The organism is Telluria sp. ZT3P39 (genome assembly GCF_059685935.1).
Window position 1 is genome coordinate 473,883 of the sequence record NZ_JCASIH010000001.1, and the last position, 20,092, is coordinate 493,974.

19 protein-coding genes are annotated in these 20,092 nt (G+C 62.7%); 10 read left to right on the forward strand and 9 right to left on the reverse strand.

Annotated features, from left to right (window positions below; genetic code table 11):
• Positions 1 to 178: 178 nt before the first annotated feature.
• The gene (locus tag AC56LR_RS01985; protein WP_497126823.1) at positions 179 to 2,374 is read right to left on the reverse strand and encodes an AAA family ATPase; all 2,196 of its coding nucleotides are present in this window, start codon (positions 2,372 to 2,374) and stop codon (positions 179 to 181) included.
• A gap of 260 nt (positions 2,375 to 2,634) precedes the next feature.
• Here AC56LR_RS01985 and AC56LR_RS01990 point away from each other — a divergent pair, with 260 nt between their 5' ends.
• Positions 2,635 to 2,961: an ArsR/SmtB family transcription factor gene (locus AC56LR_RS01990; RefSeq protein WP_497126825.1), complete on the forward strand. Its 327-nt coding sequence runs from the start codon at positions 2,635 to 2,637 to the stop codon at positions 2,959 to 2,961.
• Entirely contained in the window at positions 2,958 to 3,941 is a 984-nt protein-coding gene (locus AC56LR_RS01995; RefSeq protein WP_497126827.1) for a cation diffusion facilitator family transporter, read from the forward strand. Before AC56LR_RS01990 ends, AC56LR_RS01995 begins: the two co-directional genes overlap by 4 nt.
• A 246-nt stretch (positions 3,942 to 4,187) precedes the next feature.
• Here the strand turns inward: AC56LR_RS01995 and AC56LR_RS02000 are convergent, their stop codons facing one another.
• The 4 genes from AC56LR_RS02000 to tcdA all read right to left on the reverse strand — a co-directional run bounded on the left by AC56LR_RS02000 (position 4,188) and on the right by tcdA (position 7,271).
• The gene (locus AC56LR_RS02000; RefSeq protein WP_497126829.1) at positions 4,188 to 4,703 is read right to left on the reverse strand and encodes a pilus assembly FimT family protein; all 516 of its coding nucleotides are present in this window, start codon (positions 4,701 to 4,703) and stop codon (positions 4,188 to 4,190) included.
• A gap of 126 nt (positions 4,704 to 4,829) precedes the next feature.
• Complete coding sequence (cysK, locus tag AC56LR_RS02005; protein ID WP_497126831.1) at positions 4,830 to 5,762, reverse strand: cysteine synthase A; 933 nt, start codon at positions 5,760 to 5,762, stop codon at positions 4,830 to 4,832.
• Positions 5,763 to 5,832: 70 nt separating this feature from the next.
• A complete protein-coding gene (locus tag AC56LR_RS02010; RefSeq protein ID WP_497126833.1) occupies positions 5,833 to 6,357 on the reverse strand; it encodes an FKBP-type peptidyl-prolyl cis-trans isomerase in 525 nt (174 codons plus the stop codon).
• A gap of 35 nt (positions 6,358 to 6,392) precedes the next feature.
• Entirely contained in the window at positions 6,393 to 7,271 is an 879-nt protein-coding gene (tcdA, locus tag AC56LR_RS02015; protein ID WP_497126835.1) for a tRNA cyclic N6-threonylcarbamoyladenosine(37) synthase TcdA, read from the reverse strand.
• Positions 7,272 to 7,359: 88 nt separating this feature from the next.
• Here tcdA and pdxH point away from each other — a divergent pair, with 88 nt between their 5' ends.
• Together pdxH and AC56LR_RS02025 are read left to right on the forward strand one after the other, a co-directional pair.
• Positions 7,360 to 8,556 carry a pyridoxamine 5'-phosphate oxidase gene (pdxH, locus tag AC56LR_RS02020; RefSeq protein WP_497126837.1) on the forward strand — a complete coding sequence of 399 codons (1,197 nt, stop codon included), beginning with the start codon at positions 7,360 to 7,362 and terminating at the stop codon, positions 8,554 to 8,556.
• Between the two features lie 51 nt (positions 8,557 to 8,607).
• The gene (locus AC56LR_RS02025) at positions 8,608 to 9,858 is read left to right on the forward strand and encodes a class I SAM-dependent methyltransferase (RefSeq protein ID WP_497126839.1); all 1,251 of its coding nucleotides are present in this window, start codon (positions 8,608 to 8,610) and stop codon (positions 9,856 to 9,858) included.
• Between the two features lie 100 nt (positions 9,859 to 9,958).
• On the opposite strand, the gene msrA is transcribed toward AC56LR_RS02025, so the two are convergent.
• A complete protein-coding gene (gene msrA / locus AC56LR_RS02030) occupies positions 9,959 to 10,498 on the reverse strand; it encodes a peptide-methionine (S)-S-oxide reductase MsrA (RefSeq protein ID WP_497126841.1) in 540 nt (179 codons plus the stop codon).
• A gap of 130 nt (positions 10,499 to 10,628) precedes the next feature.
• Between msrA and AC56LR_RS02035 the strand changes: the two genes are divergently transcribed.
• The 3 genes from AC56LR_RS02035 (at position 10,629) to AC56LR_RS02045 (ending at position 14,776) form a co-directional block, all read left to right on the forward strand.
• Entirely contained in the window at positions 10,629 to 11,138 is a 510-nt protein-coding gene (locus AC56LR_RS02035) for a flavin reductase family protein (protein WP_497126843.1), read from the forward strand.
• A gap of 155 nt (positions 11,139 to 11,293) precedes the next feature.
• The gene (locus AC56LR_RS02040; RefSeq protein WP_497126845.1) at positions 11,294 to 12,487 is read left to right on the forward strand and encodes an acyl-CoA dehydrogenase; all 1,194 of its coding nucleotides are present in this window, start codon (positions 11,294 to 11,296) and stop codon (positions 12,485 to 12,487) included.
• A gap of 189 nt (positions 12,488 to 12,676) precedes the next feature.
• Positions 12,677 to 14,776 (forward strand): putative bifunctional diguanylate cyclase/phosphodiesterase, encoded by a 2,100-nt coding sequence (locus AC56LR_RS02045; RefSeq protein ID WP_497126847.1) that lies wholly within the window; start codon positions 12,677 to 12,679, stop codon positions 14,774 to 14,776.
• Here AC56LR_RS02045 and AC56LR_RS02050 read toward each other — a convergent pair.
• A complete protein-coding gene (locus tag AC56LR_RS02050) occupies positions 14,773 to 15,660 on the reverse strand; it encodes a cupin-like domain-containing protein (RefSeq protein WP_497126849.1) in 888 nt (295 codons plus the stop codon). The genes AC56LR_RS02045 and AC56LR_RS02050 overlap by 4 nt on opposite strands.
• A 99-nt stretch (positions 15,661 to 15,759) precedes the next feature.
• Here AC56LR_RS02050 and AC56LR_RS02055 point away from each other — a divergent pair, with 99 nt between their 5' ends.
• From AC56LR_RS02055 to AC56LR_RS02065, 3 genes are all read left to right on the forward strand, one after another.
• On the forward strand, positions 15,760 to 16,434 hold the full coding sequence (locus AC56LR_RS02055; RefSeq protein ID WP_497126851.1) for a class I SAM-dependent methyltransferase: 675 nt from the start codon (positions 15,760 to 15,762) through the stop codon (positions 16,432 to 16,434).
• Positions 16,435 to 16,568: 134 nt separating this feature from the next.
• Complete coding sequence (locus AC56LR_RS02060; protein WP_497126853.1) at positions 16,569 to 16,967, forward strand: hypothetical protein; 399 nt, start codon at positions 16,569 to 16,571, stop codon at positions 16,965 to 16,967.
• 45 nt (positions 16,968 to 17,012) lie between these two features.
• Positions 17,013 to 17,684 carry a hypothetical protein gene (locus AC56LR_RS02065; protein WP_497126855.1) on the forward strand — a complete coding sequence of 224 codons (672 nt, stop codon included), beginning with the start codon at positions 17,013 to 17,015 and terminating at the stop codon, positions 17,682 to 17,684.
• A gap of 122 nt (positions 17,685 to 17,806) precedes the next feature.
• On the opposite strand, the gene AC56LR_RS02070 is transcribed toward AC56LR_RS02065, so the two are convergent.
• Together AC56LR_RS02070 and AC56LR_RS02075 are read right to left on the reverse strand one after the other, a co-directional pair.
• Entirely contained in the window at positions 17,807 to 18,490 is a 684-nt protein-coding gene (locus AC56LR_RS02070) for an OmpW/AlkL family protein (protein WP_497126857.1), read from the reverse strand.
• A gap of 61 nt (positions 18,491 to 18,551) precedes the next feature.
• Complete coding sequence (locus AC56LR_RS02075) at positions 18,552 to 19,919, reverse strand: SGNH/GDSL hydrolase family protein (RefSeq protein ID WP_497126859.1); 1,368 nt, start codon at positions 19,917 to 19,919, stop codon at positions 18,552 to 18,554.
• Positions 19,920 to 20,092 lie beyond the last annotated feature (173 nt).

Below are 20,092 nucleotides of genomic sequence, written 5' to 3' on the forward strand. Positions count from 1 at the left end.
ATGGTCTCTCTCGAGTCTATACACCTATCGACGCTATCACGTGACACAAAATAGTTATTTTCAGAAGAGTTCAAACATGAGCAGTCAAGCTGGCAGCGTTGTTTGGTAGAGGATGCGCGTGATCACCCACATCCTCGGCATCGAAGTCAATTTCGTAGGCTGTTTGTAGAGACTGGCTTTAAGCTCGTCCCATCATCATCTCGTAGTGTGGCTTGTGTCCCATCTTGACAAATACTTGCTCAAACACCGCCAAATGAGCATCGATCGCGCCAGGCTCAAGCGAAACGAATAAATCATCCATAACGAAGTGCGAGCCATCATTGACCCAGGAAAAAAGAGAGTTGCAAATTAGTCGCTCTCGGCCTTCAAATTTTCCGCAGATGGTTTTCGGATCAATGCCTCCGAAGATTTTGAAGTAGTTCTCCACGATCCGTCGTAGCGTGTTCTGGATGGTAAGACTGTTTTTTGATTCCCGACGCAGTTCGGCCCAGAGAAGCTCGTAAGAAGTTTTGATGGGGTTGTCCGGCTGTGACTCCAAACGCGAACCTTCAGGAGTTTTTCGCACTACCCAAAAGGTCTCCTCGTTCATTGCCTTTCCTTTTCGATCGGGATTGAACGTCACCTCCTTGTGAAAATAGACGTTGTGCGTCAACACGAAAACTTGTTTAATTTGGCCACTCGCACGGACCTCGTCGAAAACTGCTTTGATCAGGCTGCTTACGATGAACAGAATGTCGGCATCTAAGCTGGAAACTGGATCGTCGAAAACCACCACGCGGTCAGAGGAAATGCCGCTTTCTGATTCGCTGCCTTTGAGTAGCTGATAAAAATAAAGGAATGTAACAAAGGACTTTTCACCCTCGCTCAAGGTATCGTGTGCGTTGTCGCCATTGCCTCGCACGAGTTTATAGTGATTCCCCTCGGCCTGAGCCAGAGTAAAGGAATAAAATCCAAAGGACTTGAGCAACGCGTTGATTGCGGCAATGGTCGGCAGGATGCTGGTCGCACTTTTTTCGAGCACTTTGAGCTCATTTTCGCCTTGATCTTTATCGTCTTTCTTTTTTTTCACCTGCTCAGTCAAACTCTCAATCGCGCGTTTAACACCAGCACTTTTGCCTGCATACTCCGCTAGATCATCTTTAAGAGCGACTTCGACGATATATTTCCAAATTTCTGCGGTCAGCTTTTGCTTTTCCTGCGCAAAATTGCTGACCAGCGCGTTGTGCTTATCCACCTCCGCATTCGCCTCCACAACGAGTCGCGCGACTTCCTCTACGAGCTCTCGTATGAATTGCAGTTCGATGTTTTGACTGGGCTCGGATTTTTTGCGTTCAAGCAGCAACGCGTTGGCCGACAGCTTGGCGTCGATAGCCACCCGCACGATCGCTAATTTCTCCTTGTCTAAGAACTTACAAGGGCTGGATCCAATGGCTTCCAGTTGCGTCTGCAGGCGGCGAGATTCCGAAGAGTAATCGGTAACCAATTTCGCGATCGCCGCGGTGTCATTGATGAACGATTCGTCAAAGTATTCCTTGATACTTTCCTCAAATCCCATCAAGACCTTCTGCTGACAAAAAGGGCAGTGAGAGTTGTTCACAGCGTAGAATGGCAAGCCTTGTTTGATCCAGTCGCTGTTTCCCAGGCGCTTAATCATCGCGGCGATATCTACATCCTGTTTACCCAAGATTTTCTTCTCTAGAATTGCCGCCCCTTCTAATTCAAACAGCGCAGTGGCGCTGATGCTTGGGGCGGCGATTTCTAACGTCGGCTGGCGTCCATAGATGATCTTTGCTCTTGTGGTCAAATCTTCCAAAGTGACCACGTCAGCGGTATTCGATTTTTGCTGAGCGAGTACTTTGTCCTTAAAACTATCCTTTGCAGCACGCACTCCATCGAACGCCGTTTTAAAAGTAGCGTCGTGCGCGATCTTCTGTCTCCAACAAGCCTCCACTAGCACAACCTCAAGCGCGGCAAGCTCCCCATATTTTCCTGAAATCCTGTCAGGGCCGTGCAAAGTATCGGATAGCTTGGCGATCTCAGCCCCGAGCGCCTCAACCGCCCGCTTTTTTTCTTCTATTGCACGTTCGTTGTCCGCGTCCTTCTCGCCTAATGTGAAGATGCCCTTGACTCGTGCAGAGGCAGTGAAGTTTTTTGTCACGAAGTCACGGTTGTAGACCAAAGTTTCCAGTTCCACACCTCGCAACCAATTCACCTTGCATGAGCCGAATGCGGTGGGGTTTTGGATAACGCGGCCAATAGTCGTCTTGCCCACGCCGTTCGTGCCGAAGATAAAGTTCATTTTCTTCAACGCGCCAAGTGTCTCGGGCACAGGGGCGTAAGTTGCGGCATTGGCAAGCTCAATAGATTCGATCATCGCTGTCTTCAGATTGTAGTAAGTGCATTTAATTTACCAATAGTAACATGTACAGAGGAACAGGCATGCGGTTTCTCATGGGCAAAATAAATTGTGTATGACTACGATATGCCATAACGATCTATTACTTCAATGCCATGAGGGTTTTCAAAATTTCAATGCGCTTTTAAGATTTTCCCGCACGTAATAACACTACTTGCCGCGCTTAACAATTTGACCTAACATGTGAACAATTCTTCACATGTTAAACAAATTTCACCGTGACCTACCACCCTGAATTCGAACTGGGGGCCGGCGCCGTCGAAGAGCTGGCGGACCTGTTCCACCTGCTCGGCGACGCCACCCGCCTGCGCATCGTGCTGGCCTGCCTGGCCCAGCCGACCGCGGTGGGCGAGATCGCCGCCTCGCTCGAGCTGTCCAGTTCCCTGGTCAGCCACCACCTGCGCCTGCTGCGCGCGGCCCGCATCGTCAAGGCCGAGCGCCAGGGCAAGCAGGTCTTCTATTCGGCTGCCGATGCCCACATCAGCAGCCTGCTCGCCAACATGTTCGAGCATATCGCCGAACCAGCCACCGGAATCGACGCATGAGCGACCACAAACACCACGATCACCACGACCACGGCCACGGCCATTCGCACGGCGTCGGACACCACCATCACCACATGCCCGACCCGGCCGGCAACGGGCGCGCCTTTGCGCTGGCGATCGGCGTCAATGCGCTGTTCGTGGTCATCGAATTCGTCTACGGCTTCATCGCCCACTCCACCGCCCTGATGGCGGACGCCGGCCACAACCTGTCGGACGTGCTGGGCCTGGTGCTGGCCTGGGGCGCGGCCGCGCTGGCAAAAAGCGCCCCGACCCGCCGCTACACCTACGGCCTGCGCGGCTCGTCGATCCTGGCGGCGCTGGGCAATGGCCTGCTGCTGATGGTGGCCTGCGGCGCCATCGCCTGGGAAGCCGTGCAGCGCTTCGCCAGCCCGGCGCCGGTCGAGGGCATGACGGTCACCGTGGTGGCGGCGATCGGGGTCCTCATCAACGGCTTCTCGGCCTGGCTGTTCCTGGCCGGCAGCAAGGGCGACCTGAACCTGCGCGGGGCCTACCTGCACATGGCGGCCGACGCGGCGCTGTCGCTGGGCGTGGTGATCTCGGGCCTGGTCATCCTCGCTACCAACTGGACCTGGATCGACCCGGCGGTGAGCCTGGTGATCGTGGTGGTGATCGTGCTGGGCACCTGGTCGCTGCTGCGCGAATCGGTGCAGCTGTCGATGGCCGCCGTGCCGCCCGGCGTGGACGCGGGCGCGGTGCGCGGCTACCTGGCCGCCCAGCCGGGCGTGAAGGAAGTGCACGACCTGCACATCTGGGCCATCAGCACCACCGAGAACGCGCTGACCGCGCACGTGGTGATGCCCGGCGGGTATCCGGGCGACCGGGTGCTCGACGAGATGGTGGCCAACTTACGGCACGACTTCGGGATCCACCATTGCACGCTGCAGGTGGAAGAAGGCACGACCCGGCATGATTGCGCGCTGGGCGGGCACGAGCATGCCGGACACGCCCACGCGCACTAGGTCTATCTGACTAAGGCCATAGATGGGACGCTGAACTTTTGTAGGGTGGTCGGGTTCCCCGACCGCGCGTTCAACTCTGGCATGCACTGTGGCGACGCGCGATCTGGTTGAACGCGCGGTCGGCAGAGCCGACCACCCTACACGTGTCATGGCCGGCATGATGTCGTGGTGTCTCTAGACTTAGTCAGACAGACCCTAGTGCTGCGGCGGGCCGCGCACGGCCCTGCTGCAGGTCGCCCGGGGCGTTCAGTCGCAGATGAACTTGCCGCCGCTGGAGTGTTCGATATAGGTCGGCGGCGTATCCGGGGTAGCCGCCTGGAGATAGGTCACCGCGCAGGTCAGCCTGTTGGCGGCGCTCACGTTTTTCGGCGACACCGTCAGGCCGCCGTTTTCGTAGGTGATGTTGTAGTCGTCGTTGAGGCCCGTGCCCATGCCCAGGCCCGCGGCGGCGGCAAACATGCGCACCTGCCCGATGTCGCCGGCCGCCGGGTAACCGTTGTAGAGCAGGACGGACTGGCCTTCGAAGGTGAGGGAGCCGGTCGTCATGTTGTTGCTGACCATGGCCTTGGCTCGCACCATCGACGCCGTCGATACCAGCGCGCCCTTGGCCGCCTTCAGGTTGGCTGCCCTGGCGTCGCCTGCCAGGTTGGAAAATCGCGGCAGCGCGGTGGCGGCCAGGATGCCGAGGATCACGATGACGGCGATCAGTTCGATCAGGGTAAAACCGCCCTGCCCGCCCGCCTTGAAATGTGTAGTGGCCACAGCTTGCTCCATGGGAAAGTTGCCGGCGACTCGTTCCGTCACCGCTGAAGACAGCATACGGCGCCTGCGATCCTCAGCTCTGAGCTACAGCAACTTTTGTGTCCCACTGGAAATAAACGTGCAAGTTCAGCCAGCGAGGTTCGCGTAGAGCGCCGTACTGAGGTAGCGCTCGCCGAACGAGGGAATGATCGTCACGATCAGCTTGCCCGCGTTCTCGGGCCGGCGCGCCACCTGGATCGCCGCCCACAGGGCTGCGCCCGACGAAATCCCCACCAGCAGGCCTTCTTCGCGCGCGGCGGCGCGCGCCGTCTCGAAGGCATCCTCGTTCTTGACGGTGATGACTTCGTCGTAGGCGTGGGTATTGAGCACCTGCGGCACGAAGCCGGCGCCGATGCCCTGGATCGGGTGCGGGCCCTTGCTGCCCTTCGAGAGCATGGGCGAGGCCTCGGGCTCGACGGCGATGGCCTGGAAGCCGGGTTTGCGTGACTTGATGATCTCGCTCACGCCGGTGATGGTGCCGCCGGTGCCCACGCCCGCCACCAGGATATCGACCTTGCCGTCGGTGTCACGCCAGATTTCCTCGGCGGTGGTCTTGCGGTGGATCTGCGGGTTGGCCGGATTGTTGAACTGCTGCGGCATGAAGTACCTGGGGTCGGACGCCACCAGCTCTTCGGCACGGCGGATCGCGCCCAGCATGCCTTCGCTGCCGGGCGTGAGCACCAGTTCGGCGCCATAGGCGCGCAGCAGCATGCGCCGCTCGCTGCTCATGGTTTCTGGCATCACCAGCTTGCAGCGGTAGCCGCGCGCGGCGCACACCATCGCGAGCGCGATGCCGGTGTTGCCGCTGGTGGGTTCGACGATGACGGTATCGGGCTTGATCAGCCCGGCCTGCTCGGCGGCCTCGATCATGGCCAGGCCGATGCGGTCTTTCACGCTGTGGGCGGGATTATGGTATTCGAGCTTGCCCACGATGTCCGCGCCGGCGCCCTGCGCCAGCCTGCGGATCCGGACCAGGGGGGTGTTGCCGATCAGCTCAGTGACATCGTTTGCGATTCGCATGCCATTCTCCCTTGGAGCCAGTGAAAAATTCTCCATGGATTTTTTTCACGAGCTCATGGTGTGGTTTGACTTACTTTACGTTCAGCAGTTCCACGTCGAAGATCAGGTCCGCGTCCGGCGGAATCTCGCCGCCGCCGGCGCCGCGCTTGCCGTAGGCCAGTGCGCTCGGGATGATCAGGGTGCGCTTGCCGCCCACCTTCATGCCCGCCACGCCCTGCTCCCAGCCCTTGATGACGCGGCCCGCGCCCAGCTGGAACTCGAGCGGCTCGCGGCCGGCGTCGAGCGAGGAATCGAACTTGCGGCCGCGCTGCTTCGGCGCCAGCGGCTTGTGGAACCAGCCGGTGTAGTGGACGACGACATTGCTGCCCAGCGTCGCTTCCTTGCCCTTGCCGACGACGCGGTCGACGATCTCGACCTGCGGGGTCGGCAGCGGCGGCAGGGTTGGCGCAGCCTGCGGCTGGGTAGCCTGCGGCACGGCTTGCTGCTCGGGCGCCGGCTGGGTGGTCGGCTTGGAGGCGTCCTGGGCGGTGGTGTCCTGGGCGCTGGCGGCGGTGGCCACCAGCATCAGGGCGGACAAGAGGGTGCGACGAATCATGGTGGCTCTTCCAATCAAAAGATCATTAACTGATCCTATGATAGCAAGGCCTCTTCCGCTTGCACAGTTTCCGGTTGAGCGCCCTCGAGCGGCTCGGTATTGGCCGCGTCGGCCAGCTTGCGCAGCAAGTGCCCGGCAGCCACCATCCCGAAGGTCGCCGTGACCACCATGCTCGAACCGAAGCCCGCGCAATTCAGGCCGGTGACGCCGTTGGGGTCGACCGCGCAGGCGTCGCCGCTGTCCGGATAGCGCAGCGGCTCCATCGAGAACACGGCGTCGATGTGGTACTTGTTCTTTTCGCCGCGGGCGAAGCCGTACTGCGAACGCAGCAGCTTGCGCACCTTTTTCAGCAGCGGCTCCTGCTCGGTGCGTCCCAGGTCGCGCACTTCGATCTTGGTCGGATCGATCTGGCCGCCAGCGCCGCCGATGACGATCAGGGGCATCGCGTTGGCGCTGCACCAGGCGATCAGGGCCGCCTTGGATTTCACGCCGTCGATGGCATCCACAACGTAGTCGAAGCCCTTGCCGGCCACCATCGCCTCGATATTGCCCGGGTCGATGAAATCCTCGACCAGCGTGACCTTGCAGAACGGGTTGATCTGCAAGATGCGCTCTTTCAAGGCCTCGATCTTCGCCATGCCGATGGTGGACGTCAGCGCCTGCAGCTGGCGGTTGATGTTCGACTCGGCCACGTTATCGAGGTCGATCAGCGTAAGGTGGCCGACCGCGCTGCGCGCCAATGCTTCGACGATCCAGGAGCCGACGCCGCCGACGCCGATCACGCAAACGTGCGCCGCACGGAAGCGTTCGAGAGCACGCTCGCCATAGAGGCGCGCAATCCCGCCGAAGCGGCGCGCGAAGTCGACTTCATCGTTGAGCGTGGCTGCGAAAACGGGGGTGTCTGTCAGGGTCATCCCGCCATTTTAACGGACGATCGTTTTGCATCTGCACTAAAATAACTTCTCGTCAATCAAATATTTTCGCCTGTTAACAAAACGCCCCATGACCTCACTCCTCCACGAAACCGCGCCCGATTTCGACCAGCCGATCGCCGTCCTCAAGCATTGCCACGGACGCATCCGCAAGCAGCTTGCGACCCTCGACAAGCTGCTGGCCCACCTGCCCGAATTCGGCGCCGACGAACAGGCGCGCCAGGCGGCAGCGGCGGTGCTGAAATATTTCGACAAGGCGGCCCACCTGCACCACGAGGACGAAGAACAGGACCTGATCCCGATGCTGCGCGCCGTAGCCCAGGGCGAGGATGCCGCCACGCTGCAGGCGCTGGCGCCGGTGATCCTGCAGGACCACAAGGACATGGACGCGCTGTGGCAGGACTTGCACGAGCAGCTGGTGGCGATTGCCGAAGGCAGGTCGAGCGTGCTGTCGGCCAGCGCGGTGCAACGCTTCAGCCAGCGCTATTCATCGCACATGGACCGCGAGGAAAGTACGATGGCGCCGATGGCGATGCGCCTGTTCAGCCCTGACCAGATGGCGCAACTGGGCAAGTCGATGCAGGCGCGCCGCGGCATCGGCGAAGTGCAGGCTGCCTCCCCAGCCGTCGGCCAGGCGGTGGCCGACCTGCGCAAGGATTACGGCCAGGCCAGCCTGAACGAAACCGAGGTGATGGACGACCCGATGCTGCAGTTTACGCAGTGGTTCGAGCAGACCTTGCGTGCCGAAGTGAACGAGCCGAACGCGATGTCGGTGGCCACGGTGGGGCTCGACGGCCGGCCGAGCTCGCGCATTGTGTTGGTCAAGCAATTCGATGAGCGCGGCTTCACCTGGTATACAAACTATAACAGCCGAAAGTCTGAGGAGTTGCAAAATAATCCACATGCGGCCTTGCTATTCTTCTGGAGTGAACTCGAACGCCAGGTTCGCATTGAAGGACGCGTGGAGCGCACGTCCACCGAGGAAAGCGACCGGTATTTCCGCAGCCGGCCGTTAAAAAGCCGCCTGTCGGCCATCGCCTCGCAACAGAGCGCTCCCATCGGCAGCCGCGCCGAGCTCGAAGCCAACTACGAAGCCACCGCGCGGCAGGCTGGCGAGGATCCGGCACGCCCGGACAACTGGGGCGGTTTCCGCCTCGTGCCCGAGCGTCTGGAGTTCTGGCAGGGACGCCGCTCCCGCTTCCACGACCGCATCGTCTACGAGCGGCAGGAAGACGGCAGCTGGACGCGACTGCGTTTGCAACCGTAAGCCCGGGCGCAGCGCAACACTGCACCCCGGCTGTCAACGCCGGAGGTGATCGTGTTCGAACAGATGATGTTGTCGGCCTGGAGTACAGGCCTGCGTAACAAGCTGTCCCTGCCCTTGCGGGTGGAGCTGTGGGACGGCCGGCAACTCGAGTTTTCTTCCGAGGGGCCGGGCGTCGCCACGCCGGGAGCCGCCACGCCGGGAGCCGCCGCTCCGCGCGTGACCATCCGCGTGCCCGACCGCTCCGCCCTGCGCTATCTGCGCTCGCCCTCGCTCTACAGCCTGGGGCGCGCCTATGTCGAAGGCGCCATCGAGATCAAGGGGCGCGCCGCCGACATCATCAGCGTCGGCAACACGCTGGCCGCCAACCTGGCCGGATCGAGCAACCGCTTCGCCGACGTCCTGCGCCGCATCGCCCCGCACACGCGCGAAAAAGACGCCGAAGCGATCCGCTACCACTACGACGTCTCCAACGATTTCTACAGCGCCTGGCTCGATCCCGGCATGGTGTATTCCTGCGCCTATTTCGAAAACGGCACGGAAGACCTGGCCACGGCACAGCAAAAGAAGATCGACCACATCCTGCGCAAGATCGACCTGCAGCCGGGCCAGCTATTACTCGACATCGGCTGCGGCTGGGGCGCGCTGGTGCTGCGCGCGGCCCAGCAGTTCGGGGCGCGCTGCGTGGGCGTCACGCTGTCGGAAAACCAGGCGGCGCTGGCGCGCGAACGGGTGGCGCAGGCCGGGCTGCAGGACCAGGTCGAGATCCGCCTGCAAGACTACCGCGACGTGGCCGGACAGTTCGACCGCATCACCAGCGTCGGCATGTTCGAGCACGTCGGCGTGGCGCAGCTGGCCGCCTATTTTTTACAAGTGGACAAATTATTGGCGCCGGGCGGCGTCGTGATGAACCACGGGATCACCACCACCAACACCGACAACGGCGCCACGCCCTACGGCGGGGGCGATTTCATCGACGAATACGTGTTCCCGGACGGCGAACTGGCGCACCTGTCCACCGTGGTGCAGGCCATGCAGGAAGGCGGGCTGGAAGTACGCGATGTGGAAAATTTGCGGCGCCACTACGCGAAGACCTGCGCGCTCTGGACCGACAATTTCGAGAACAATGCCGAGCATATCCGCACGCTCACCGACGAGAAGCGTTTCCGGATCTGGCATTTGTACCTGGCCGGCTGCGCGTATGCGTTCGCGCACGACCGGATCAGCCTGTACCAGATCGTGTGCGGGAAGGCGGGTGGGGATCCGCAGCAGATCCCGTGGTCGCGGAAGTATATGTACCCGTAGGTTGGCCGGCTTCGCCGGCCGCGCGTTCAACCGAGGCATGAACCGCCGCACGGGCAACATCACCCCGGTTTGAACGCGCGGGCGGGAGGACCCGCCCACCCTACTTCAAACGCTCCGTAAACGTCTTACGGAATTTTGCGACTTTAGGCGCCACCACGAACGCGCAATACCCCTGCAAGGGGTGCTGCGCGAAATAATTCTGGTGGTAGTCCTCGGCCTTGTACCAGGTCTCCTGCGGCAGCAACTGGGTGACGATCGGCGCGTCCCACACCGAGGCCATCTCGGCCATCACCTTGCGCGCGGTGGCGTCCTGCTCGGGCGAGGTGGTAAAGATCACCGAGCGGTACTGCGGCCCCACGTCATTGCCCTGGCGGTCCTGGGTGGTCGGGTCGTGGATGGTGAAGAACACCTCGAGGATATCGCGGTACGAGATCACGCCGGGGTCGAATTCCACCCGCACCACCTCGGCATGGCCGGTGGTGGCGGCGCACACCTGCTCGTAGGTCGGGTTGACCACATGCCCGCCCATATAGCCCGATTCGACCCGGGTCACGCCGCGCGCCTCCAGGTACACCGCCTCCAGGCACCAGAAGCACCCGCCGCCCAGGATGGCCACTTCGGTTGCTGTTTGCTCGCTCATCGCACACCTTGGTTCGTCAATTTTGATAGCGCTTAATGTAACGCAAACCCGCTCCCTCTGCAGTGCAGCAGGGATACGGAACCGGCATGGCGCCCGACAATGGCATAATGGCGCATCCTTCAAGGTTCCAATGAATACACGTGCCCCCCACGCCGCGTCGCGCGGTTTCGATTCGGCGCATTTCCGCCATGCGCTGTCGCAGTTCGCCACCGGTGTCACCGTCATCACCACGCGCCTTGCCGACGGTACATTCCGTGGCCTGACCGCCAGTTCCTTCAACTCGGTCTCGCTCGAGCCGCCGCTGGTCCTGTGGAGCCTGGGCGCCGGCGCCAACAGCCTGCCCATCTTCAGCGGCAATTCGCACTACGTCATCAACATCCTGGCCGCCGGGCAAGAAGAACTGGCGATGCGCTTTTCGCGCCGCACCGACAACCCCTTCGAGGGCGTCGACTACGAACTGTCGCGCACCGGCCAGCCGATCCTGAAGGGCGTCTCGGCCTGGTTCGAATGCCATAACCGCAGCCGCTATCCCGAGGGCGACCACGTCATCTTCGTCGGCGAAGTCGAGCAGTGCGCCGTCCATCCCCAGCCGGCCCTGCTGTTCCACGGCGGACGCTTCGGCACCACGCCGCAGCGCTGATTCCCCGCCGGCCCCGCGGCCAAAAATGAAAATCGTTGTCGCCATTTCAAAAGATGTGGCGCCTCCTCCTTCCCTATAATGGCCAGACTGTGCGCAGTCTGGGCCCGTGCTCGCTCGCGCCTCATGTACAAGAACTTACCGAGACAGGATGACCCATGAACCGCTCCGATTCGCCCCGCAAAGCCGCCTTCCACTGGGATGACCCGCTGCTGCTGAACAGCCAGCTGACCGACGAAGAACGCATGGTGCGCGACGCTGCCGCCGCCTATTGCCAGGACAAGCTCAAGCCGCGCATCCTCGAGGCCTTCCGCCACGAGCGCATGGACACCTCGATCTTCCGCGAAATGGGCGAACTCGGCCTGCTCGGTCCGACGATCCCCGAGCAGTACGGCGGCCCGGGCATGAACTACGTCGCCTACGGCCTGATCGCGCGCGAAGTCGAGCGCGTCGATTCCGGCTACCGCTCGATGATGAGCGTGCAGTCCTCGCTGGTGATGGTCCCGATCTTCGAGTTCGGCAACGAAGCCACGAAGCAGAAATACCTGCCGAAACTGGCCACCGGCGAATGGATCGGCTGCTTCGGCCTGACCGAGCCGAACCACGGCTCCGACCCGGGTTCGATGGTCACCCGCGCCCGTAAAGTGGACGGCGGCTACAGCCTGACCGGTTCCAAGATGTGGATCACCAACTCGCCGGTCGCCGACGTATTCGTGGTCTGGGCCAAGGACGACGAAGGCGCGATCCGCGGCTTCGTGCTCGACAAGGGCATGCAGGGCTTGAGCGCCCCGGCCATCCATGGCAAGTTCGGCCTGCGCGCCTCGATCACCGGCGAAATCGTGATGGACAACGTGTTCTGCCCCGAAGAAAACGCCTTCCCGGACGTGCGCGGCCTGAAGGGTCCGTTCACCTGCCTGAACTCGGCACGCTACGGCATCGCCTGGGGTGCGCTGGGCGCGGCCGAAGACTGCTGGCACACCGCGCGCCAGTACGTGCTCGACCGCCACCAGTTCGGCAAGCCGCTCGCCGCCAACCAGCTGGTGCAGAAGAAACTGGCCGACATGCAGACCGAGATCACCCTCGGCCTGCAGGGCTGCCTGCGCCTGGGCCGCATGAAGGACGAAGGCACGGCCGCCGTCGAGATCACCTCGATCATGAAGCGCAATTCTTGCGGCAAGTCGCTCGACATCGCCCGCGTCGCCCGCGACATGCTCGGCGGCAACGGCATTTCGGACGAATTCGGCATCGTGCGCCACATGGTCAACCTCGAAGTGGTCAACACCTACGAAGGCACCCACGACATCCACGCGCTGATCCTCGGCCGTGCCCAGACCGGCATCGCCGCGTTCTGATTTCCACATCGTGATGCCCTGCGCTGCCGGCAATAGCCGGCAGCGTTGCCACATCCGGTCATCCTGACTTCATTACAACAAGTTATTTACGGTTTTCAATCGAGCGCTGTCAATACTGCTCTTATTTGCGGTACGATAGTTACCAGCTTCACATAACTAGACGTTTCAACGACCACTTCGCGAGGCCAGATGAGCGCTCTCGATGCACCGCTTTCGCACGGCATGGACGACGCACCTGCGCTATCGCTCGAGCTGCTGCTGCGCAATCTGCCAGGTGCGGCCTACCGTTGCCTGAACGACAGTGACTGGACGATGGAATTCGTCAGCGATGGCATCGAACGACTCACCGGTTACCCCGCTGCTGCCTTCCTGGCTCGCCCCGGTCTCTCCTACGCCAACATCATCCTTCCCGAAGACCGCCATGGCGTGGAACGCGGCATCGCAGTTGCCATACAAGATGGAGGCGAATTTCAGCTGACCTACCGCATCCGCTGCGCTAACGGCGATCTCAAGTGGATATGCGAACAGGGGTCGGCCGTGCCGCAGCAGCGGGGCCTCGTGCTGGAAGGCTTGTTGTTTGACTTCACCCGACTGCACAACGCCAACATGCTGGTGCACGAACAGGCGTCTTTCCTGCAGCGTGCGCGTGACGCCATCGTTGCCATGGACATGAATTCGCGCATCTCCTACTGGAACAGCGGCGCCGAGCGGCTGTACGGCTGGAGCGCCGCTGAAGCGCGCGGCAAGAAGTTCAGCGAGCTGCTGTGCGAGAACCTGCCGGCCTACCATGCCGCCTACGAGACAACGCTTGCTACGGGCGATTGGTCGGGCGAACTCTCCCACATGCGGCGCGACGGCGTGTGCATCGAGACCGACACGCGCTGGACGCTGCTGGGCGCCGACGCGGCATTCGGGGCCCAGCAGAAGATCCTTGTCATCAGCACCGACATCAGCGAACGCAAGCACAACGAAGCGAAAATCTACCGCCTTGCCTTCTTCGATCCGCTGACCGACCTGCCCAACCGCGCCAGCCTGCTCGACCACCTGCGCCGCGCCCTGCTAGGCAGCGCGCGCACGCGCAAGTGCGGCGCCCTGATGTTCTGCGACCTCGACAACTTCAAATACCTCAACGATTCGCAGGGCCACGCGGCCGGCGACATGCTGCTGCAGGCGGTGGCGCGCCGCCTCGAGCACTGCGTGCGCGAAGCCGACATGGTGGCGCGCCTGGGCGGTGACGAATTCGTGATCCTGATCCAGCCGGTCGAAGACACGCGCGAAGGCGCGGCGGCCCAGGCCGAGACGGTGGCCGCCAAGGTGGTCGCGGCGATGGCGGCGCCCTTCCAGCTGGCCGAGATGATGTATTCGGTGTCGGTCAGCGTGGGCGTGGCGACCATGTGCGGCACCGTGGACACGGTGGAGTCGACGCTGCGCCAGGCCGACGCCGCCATGTATGAGGCCAAGGCCTGCGGGCGCAACACCTACCGTTTCCACGACCCCGCTGTGCAGGCCGCATGGTCGGCGCGCGCCGAGCTGGAAAACGGCATGCGGCGCGCGCTGCGCGACAACGAATTCGTGCTGCACTACCAGCCGCAGCTCGACCGCAGCAGCCGCGTGATCGGCGCAGAGGCGCTGCTGCGCTGGCGCCTGCCCGACGGCCGCCTGCTGTACCCGGCGGAGTTCATCCATGCTGCCGAGGAAAGCGGCATGATCATCGAGATCGGCCGCTGGGTGCTGCGCACCGCCTGCGCCGAGCTGGCGCGCTGGCAGCGCTTCCCCGATACCGCCGGGTTGACCCTGTCGGTCAATGTCAGTGCCCGTCAGTTCACCGAGCCTGACTTCGTGCCGATGCTGGCCGAGATCTTCGAGCAGACCGGCGTGCAGCCCTCCAGCCTCAAGATCGAGCTGACCGAAAGCCTGGTGGTCAGCGACTTCACCCAGACCGCGCACACGATGGGCATGCTCAAGCAGCGCGGCATCAGCTTCTCGCTCGACGACTTCGGCACGGGCTATTCTTCGCTGGCCTACCTGCGCAAGCTGCCGCTGGACCAGCTCAAGATCGACCAGTCCTTCATGCGTGACGTGCTCACCGACCAGAACGACGCCTCGATCGTGCGCTCGATCATCGCGCTGGGCGACAGCCTCGGACTACAGGTAATCGCCGAAGGCGTCGAGACCCCGGGGCAGCGGCAATTCCTGTCGGACGCCGGCTGCTTCATCTACCAGGGCTTCCTGTACCAGCATGCGATCAGCGCCGAGCTCTTCACGCAGTACGCGCGCAACGTGCACTAGGCGCCGAGCAGCGCCAGCGGCAGCCCCCGCGCCCAGCGGTTCGACGACAGCGAAAACTCAAGCGCCCGCACCTGGTGGTACCAGCCGGCCGGCACGTAGAGCATCTCGCCCGGCTCGATGATGCATTCGACCAGCGCCGCCTGGCGCGCCAGCGGAAAGCGCTCGTAATCCGGCGCCTCCGGGTCGACCGGGGAGCCGAACAGGATGGCGTTGGCTTCGCTCGGATACAGGAAGGCGTCATGGTGCGGTGGCGCCAGGAAGATGCGCTTGCTGCCCCAGATCTGCGCGAAGATGTTGTCGTCGTAGTCGCAATGCAGCGGCGTCATGGTGCGCTCGGGCCCGATCCAGAAGCGCGGCGGTCCCATCTTGTCGAAGTAGGCAGGCCAGTGGCACATGCGGTTCAGCTCGCGCAATTCCAGGTTGCCGACATAGGGCGGGAGTTCGCCGGGGGCAGTGCTCAGGTCGAGGTACTCGCCAAGCGACATGTCCTGCATCGCGCGGTCGGGATGGAAGGCGGTGTTGATGTAGTCGCCCACGCGGGCGCGCACCGGCAAGTGGCTGTAGCGTTCGCGCAGGTCGGCGGGCGTCAGCGCCAGCAGCGGCCAGCGGTCCACTACCCCGGTCATGATGAAGGGCAGGCCCTGCATGGCGCGCGCGCGGAAGGCCGCGGCGTCCAGCCGTTTCACGCGCGGGACTTCGCGCAGCACCGGCAGGCTGCGGGCGGCCTGCCTGATCGCCTCGCGCATGGCGTCGATCGAGGCGACGCCGCGGACCTGGGCATCCTTCTGCGCGCGCGCGGCCTTCCTGGCGGCGGCTTCCTCAGGCGTCGCGGGCGCAGCCAGGGGCAGCGGCGGCAGCGGCGCGGGACGTTTTTCTCTTACCATTGGTGCTGTGCTTTCTGCGATCGGATCTGTCAGGCGAGAGTATAGTCGCGATGGCAGCCAGACCAAACACCCCCTTCCACCAGCAACGCGCGAGGCCCCATGTCCAGCCAACTTGATACCAGCATCATCGACTCCTGGTCCCGCAATACCGACCCCTGGGTAGCCGCCGTGCGCAACGGCGACATCGAAACCCGGGTACTGGTCACCAACGGAGCCATCGTCGACACGGTGCGGGCGTATGCGCCGCAGACTGCCGTCGACCTGGGCTGCGGTGAGGGCTGGCTGGTGCGCGCCCTGCCGGAAGTCGCCATGGTCGGCGTCGATGCGATTGCCGGCCTGGTCGACGCGGCGCGCGCCCTGGACGCCGGCGGCGACTTCCGCTGCCTGAGCTACGAAGAGATCGCCGAAGGCAAGCTGGCTTTGCATGCCGACCTGGCCGTCTGCAATTTCTCGCTGATCGGGAACGAGGCGGTCGACGGCCTGTTCCGGGCCGCGCCCACTTACCTGCGTCCGGGCGGGATCATGGTCGTGCAGACCGTGCATCCGGTGCTGGCATGCGGCGAGGCGCCCTATGTCGACGGCTGGCGCACGGGCAGCTGGGCCGGCTTCAGCAGCGACTTCCAGGATGCCCCGCCCTGGTATTTCCGCACGCTCTCGAGCTGGATCGCGCTGTTCGAGCGCCACGGATTGCGCCTGCGCGAGCTGCGCGAACCGGTGCATCCGCAGACGGGCAAGCCGGTTTCGCTGATCCTGGTGGGGCAACTGGCAGGTTAGGCACCATTTTATTCGCGCCAAGTAGGCACTTGACGACCATAAGATAGTATGCAAACTGAAAAGACGAGGCGCTGTGTCCGTCGTGATCAATTGGTGAAGCGTCATTCTTAATAATAGAACAGGAGAGTACAGGCATGGACACCGCCCAGACAGCAATCACGCGAGCGTGGAACCGCATCAGGGACATCCCTGCGGCATCCGCGATTTCATCGCCGACTGGAACAAGCGCGTTTCGCCTGGCAAGCGTGAGCGGGGACCGCCTTGTCATTGCCACGAAAAGCAGCAAACTGACAATCAAGAAAGCATATTTCGAGGGTGCCCTTGCCTACCTGATGGCCAACGAGCACACCGTGGATTCGCCCTGCCTCATCGCCTCCAACAAGGTGTACGCGAAAGCCGGACCGCTGTGCCGGTCTGCACGGGCGGCCTCGGGCGGGCAGATGAACATCACCTATGTGCTTCCCCTTCTCCGCGAGGCAGGCCTGGTCGGGATCGACCCGGGCAAACCGAGCAAAGCCTGGTTTATCCACTGACACCCGTGAAGGTGATACCGATGAGTTCAGCCTGATGGAACACAAGTGAACCAATTGACTGAAGCTGGAGAACTGTTTCGCGAGGTTCGCGAAGTCGACGAGCGCATTCTCGCGTTGCTCACACAGTCGGATACGGTCGACTGGCATTGGCCAGGCTTTAACCAGTTATACATCGAAGCCGACAGGATGGCAGGCACGATGCAGGGCGCCGCGCAGGCCTTCCGCGAGGTGTCCGCCATTACTGGCACAGCGCCCGATACCGGGCAAGTCGCGCTGGCAAACGCCGCCTTGTGCGCATTACGCAGGGACTATCTCGCTGTGCTGGATCGGCTCTGGCACATCGCACGCGGCATGACTTGCCGTATCCCCGACGCCGCCCTGCAAGCCGGATTGCGCGCCCATCTTCACCCGAAAAGCAGTTGGTACCAGGCGTGCCGCCGGGACTATTCTCCTGGATCGATATCGGCGGATGGCAAGCGCCTGGAACGGACCATCTTCCTGTTCGAGCCACGGGCCGGTGAACACGGGGACACGCCCGACGAAGAATTCATGGTGCGCCATCAACGCTTCGACATCGCATCGGCCGGCAGCGGCCGCGAGATCGCAGGCGTGATGGAGGAAGCCAGCCAGCAGCACGCCGAGGTTGTACGCGCGATGGGCGCGCACTTGCGTTCACAGGGCGTCATCCCGGGCCTGCCCCACCAGCCACCGGCCTGAGGCGTCATGGCTAGACCGTTTCCGGAACCGGCCAAAGGCTACAGCCGTACCCTGGTCGCCCGGATCGCACGCGCAAAAAAAGGCCCGCACGCGGCGGGCCTTCGATTGAAGCGAAACGCCTCTTAGAACTTGTAACCCACCGCCAGCATCACCGCCACCGGATCGAGCTTCATGTGCTGCTTCTGTCCGGTCGAGAAATTCACGTCCGTGCGCAGGTGGCTCTTGTTGATGGTGGCGTCGGCGAACCAGCGCTCGGTGATGTTCATCGCCACGCCGACCTGCATCGTGTAGGTGAACTTGTTGTCGATGCTGAAGGTCGTCGGCACGCCGCGGCCCGGATTGGTCACGGCGGTCATCTTGGCCGAACCGCGTTCCTTCATGAAGTAGGCGTAGGTCGCGCCGATGCCCACGAAGGGACGGAAGGTCGCGTTCGGCGCAAAGAAGCGGTACTGCGCGAACAGGGTCGGCGGCAGGGCTTCCACGGTACCCAGCTCGCCGACGCCGGCAATCGCGCCGGCCCCGTAGATCTTGTGCTTGTACGGCGTGCCCAGGCAAGTCTCGAGCGAGATGTTGTCGGTGACGCCGTAGGTGAAGCTCAGCACCGGCTGGATGTCGCTGCCGACATCAGCCTTGGTGCCCGGCAGGGCCGGTGCGCTGACGTCGCCGCTCTCGACCTTCGGGGTCAGCTGGTTGATGCCGAACTTCGCGGTGAGCTGGCCGGCCGACTGGGCCGATGCCGTCGAGGCGCAGGCCAGCGCTGCCGCTACTGCCAGCGCTTTGATGACGCTGTTGAATTGCTTGTTCATTCTTGTTTTCTCCTGATTCTGGTGGTGAGGCCCGCCCTCCCCGGACGGGCCCGCGCAGTCTTTACAGCCAGCCCTTGACGGCCATGTCCTTGAGGATCAGGCGCGCGATCAGGTTGTTCTCGAACGGGGTCGGGTGGATATCGTCGGCAAACATGTAGTGGCTGACGTCGCCCGCCACGGTGTTGGCGTTGGTGCAGACCAGCGAGGTCGTGCCCAGGACATTCGGACCGCAGGCCGGGGTGGTGACGTTGGTCAGGCCATATGGCGCCGGGTTCTTCACCTGGTCATTGCTGATGGTGTAGAGGTCGACATACAGGATGCGGTCATCGGTGCCCAGGCCGGACTTGAGCTGGGTGTTGAAGGCATTGACCATGGCGGCAGTCAGTGCCTGGATGTCGGCCGGCTTCGACTTGGCGGCCGGGGTGCTGGCCACGTCCGGCAGGTTGGCGACCACGACATACTTGGCGCCCTTGGCCAGGATCTCGTTTTTCACCAGTGCGGCCATCTGCGCGCCGGCAGTGCCCAGTTCGGCAACGAGTTTCGGACCATTCGCGGCGGCATAATCGTTACCTGCCTTGGTGCCGGCGGCAGTGGCGTCAAGCTGGGCCTTGGCAACCATCGGGCCATACACGGCCGGTTGTCCCACGGCGGCATTGCCCGGCTGGGTCGCGGCGGCCATCACGGCAGCCTGGACGACGCTCTGGTCGGTCTTGCCCGGACGTGCGTTTTCGGTGGCGATGGCCACGCCGATCGCCTGGGCGGCGCTTTGCGGATTGGTCGCGCCGGCAGCCAGCTGCATGGTCAGCGAGGTGGCGAAGGTCTGCGCGCCGGCAGCGTTGCCTGCAGCGGTAGCGGAAGCCGACAGGGTCGCGAGCTGCATCAGCACGTCGTTACCGCCCGACAGCAGGGTGACCAGTTCGGTGCCGCTGAACTTGTTGCCGTTGCGGGACAGGTGGTTGGCGACCTGGGTCACCAGCGGCACGGTGGTCTCGCCGATCGGCGAACCGGTGGCCGGGTTGCCAGGGCCGACCGGATTGGTCACGCGCGAACCGCCCTGGGCATAGTTGAAGCAGGTGAGGTTCTGGACCACCGGGACCGAGAAGCCTTGGGCGGCATTGCCGATCAGGCCGGTCTGGGCCGGGCAAGGCGCAGGCAGTTTCAGTTCCGCTGCCAGGTAGTCGACCCAGATCTTGCCGGTCAGTTCAGGATTCTTGGCCGTGCCGTCGCCGTTGATGGTGAACTTGCCGCCGCCGGCGGTCTTGACCGCGCCCACGGCATAGGTACCCACGTCCGACAGGCTGTCGCCGAACGACACCTGCTGGGTGAAGGTGAGCTTTTGTTTTTGTTCGCCGCCGCTTGGACTGGTTCCGCCGCAAGCAGCCAGTACGGCCGCCGTCAACAGTGCGAGCGCGAGTTTGGTTTGACGCATTGTGTCTCCTGGATAGGGAAGTTTTTATTGAAACGAACGGCCGTACTATTCGTATCGTCAATAATATGCCAGCGTTCAACTTGCTTGTATAGAAATTGTTGCCTCTTCGTCAGTTCCTGACGACAAGCGGCGAACGCCTAGGGGAGCCGATTATAGCCCTGCTAAGTTGCCGG

What these genes read in the sequence shown, in the direction of transcription:
- AC56LR_RS01985 (WP_497126823.1), bottom strand. Translation starts at nt 2,374, where the DNA reads ATGATCGAATCTATTGAGCTTGCCAATGCCGCAACTTACGCCCCTGTG.
- AC56LR_RS01995 (WP_497126827.1), top strand. Translation starts at nt 2,958, where the DNA reads ATGAGCGACCACAAACACCACGATCACCACGACCACGGCCACGGCCAT.
- cysK (WP_497126831.1), bottom strand. Translation starts at nt 5,762, where the DNA reads ATGCGAATCGCAAACGATGTCACTGAGCTGATCGGCAACACCCCCCTG.
- AC56LR_RS02010 (WP_497126833.1), bottom strand. Translation starts at nt 6,357, where the DNA reads ATGATTCGTCGCACCCTCTTGTCCGCCCTGATGCTGGTGGCCACCGCC.
- tcdA (WP_497126835.1), bottom strand. Translation starts at nt 7,271, where the DNA reads ATGACCCTGACAGACACCCCCGTTTTCGCAGCCACGCTCAACGATGAA.
- pdxH (WP_497126837.1), top strand. Translation starts at nt 7,360, where the DNA reads ATGACCTCACTCCTCCACGAAACCGCGCCCGATTTCGACCAGCCGATC.
- msrA (WP_497126841.1), bottom strand. Translation starts at nt 10,498, where the DNA reads ATGAGCGAGCAAACAGCAACCGAAGTGGCCATCCTGGGCGGCGGGTGC.
- AC56LR_RS02035 (WP_497126843.1), top strand. Translation starts at nt 10,629, where the DNA reads ATGAATACACGTGCCCCCCACGCCGCGTCGCGCGGTTTCGATTCGGCG.
- AC56LR_RS02040 (WP_497126845.1), top strand. Translation starts at nt 11,294, where the DNA reads ATGAACCGCTCCGATTCGCCCCGCAAAGCCGCCTTCCACTGGGATGAC.
- AC56LR_RS02045 (WP_497126847.1), top strand. Translation starts at nt 12,677, where the DNA reads ATGAGCGCTCTCGATGCACCGCTTTCGCACGGCATGGACGACGCACCT.
- AC56LR_RS02050 (WP_497126849.1), bottom strand. Translation starts at nt 15,660, where the DNA reads ATGGTAAGAGAAAAACGTCCCGCGCCGCTGCCGCCGCTGCCCCTGGCT.
- AC56LR_RS02055 (WP_497126851.1), top strand. Translation starts at nt 15,760, where the DNA reads ATGTCCAGCCAACTTGATACCAGCATCATCGACTCCTGGTCCCGCAAT.
- AC56LR_RS02060 (WP_497126853.1), top strand. Translation starts at nt 16,569, where the DNA reads ATGGACACCGCCCAGACAGCAATCACGCGAGCGTGGAACCGCATCAGG.
- AC56LR_RS02070 (WP_497126857.1), bottom strand. Translation starts at nt 18,490, where the DNA reads ATGAACAAGCAATTCAACAGCGTCATCAAAGCGCTGGCAGTAGCGGCA.
- AC56LR_RS02075 (WP_497126859.1), bottom strand. Translation starts at nt 19,919, where the DNA reads ATGCGTCAAACCAAACTCGCGCTCGCACTGTTGACGGCGGCCGTACTG.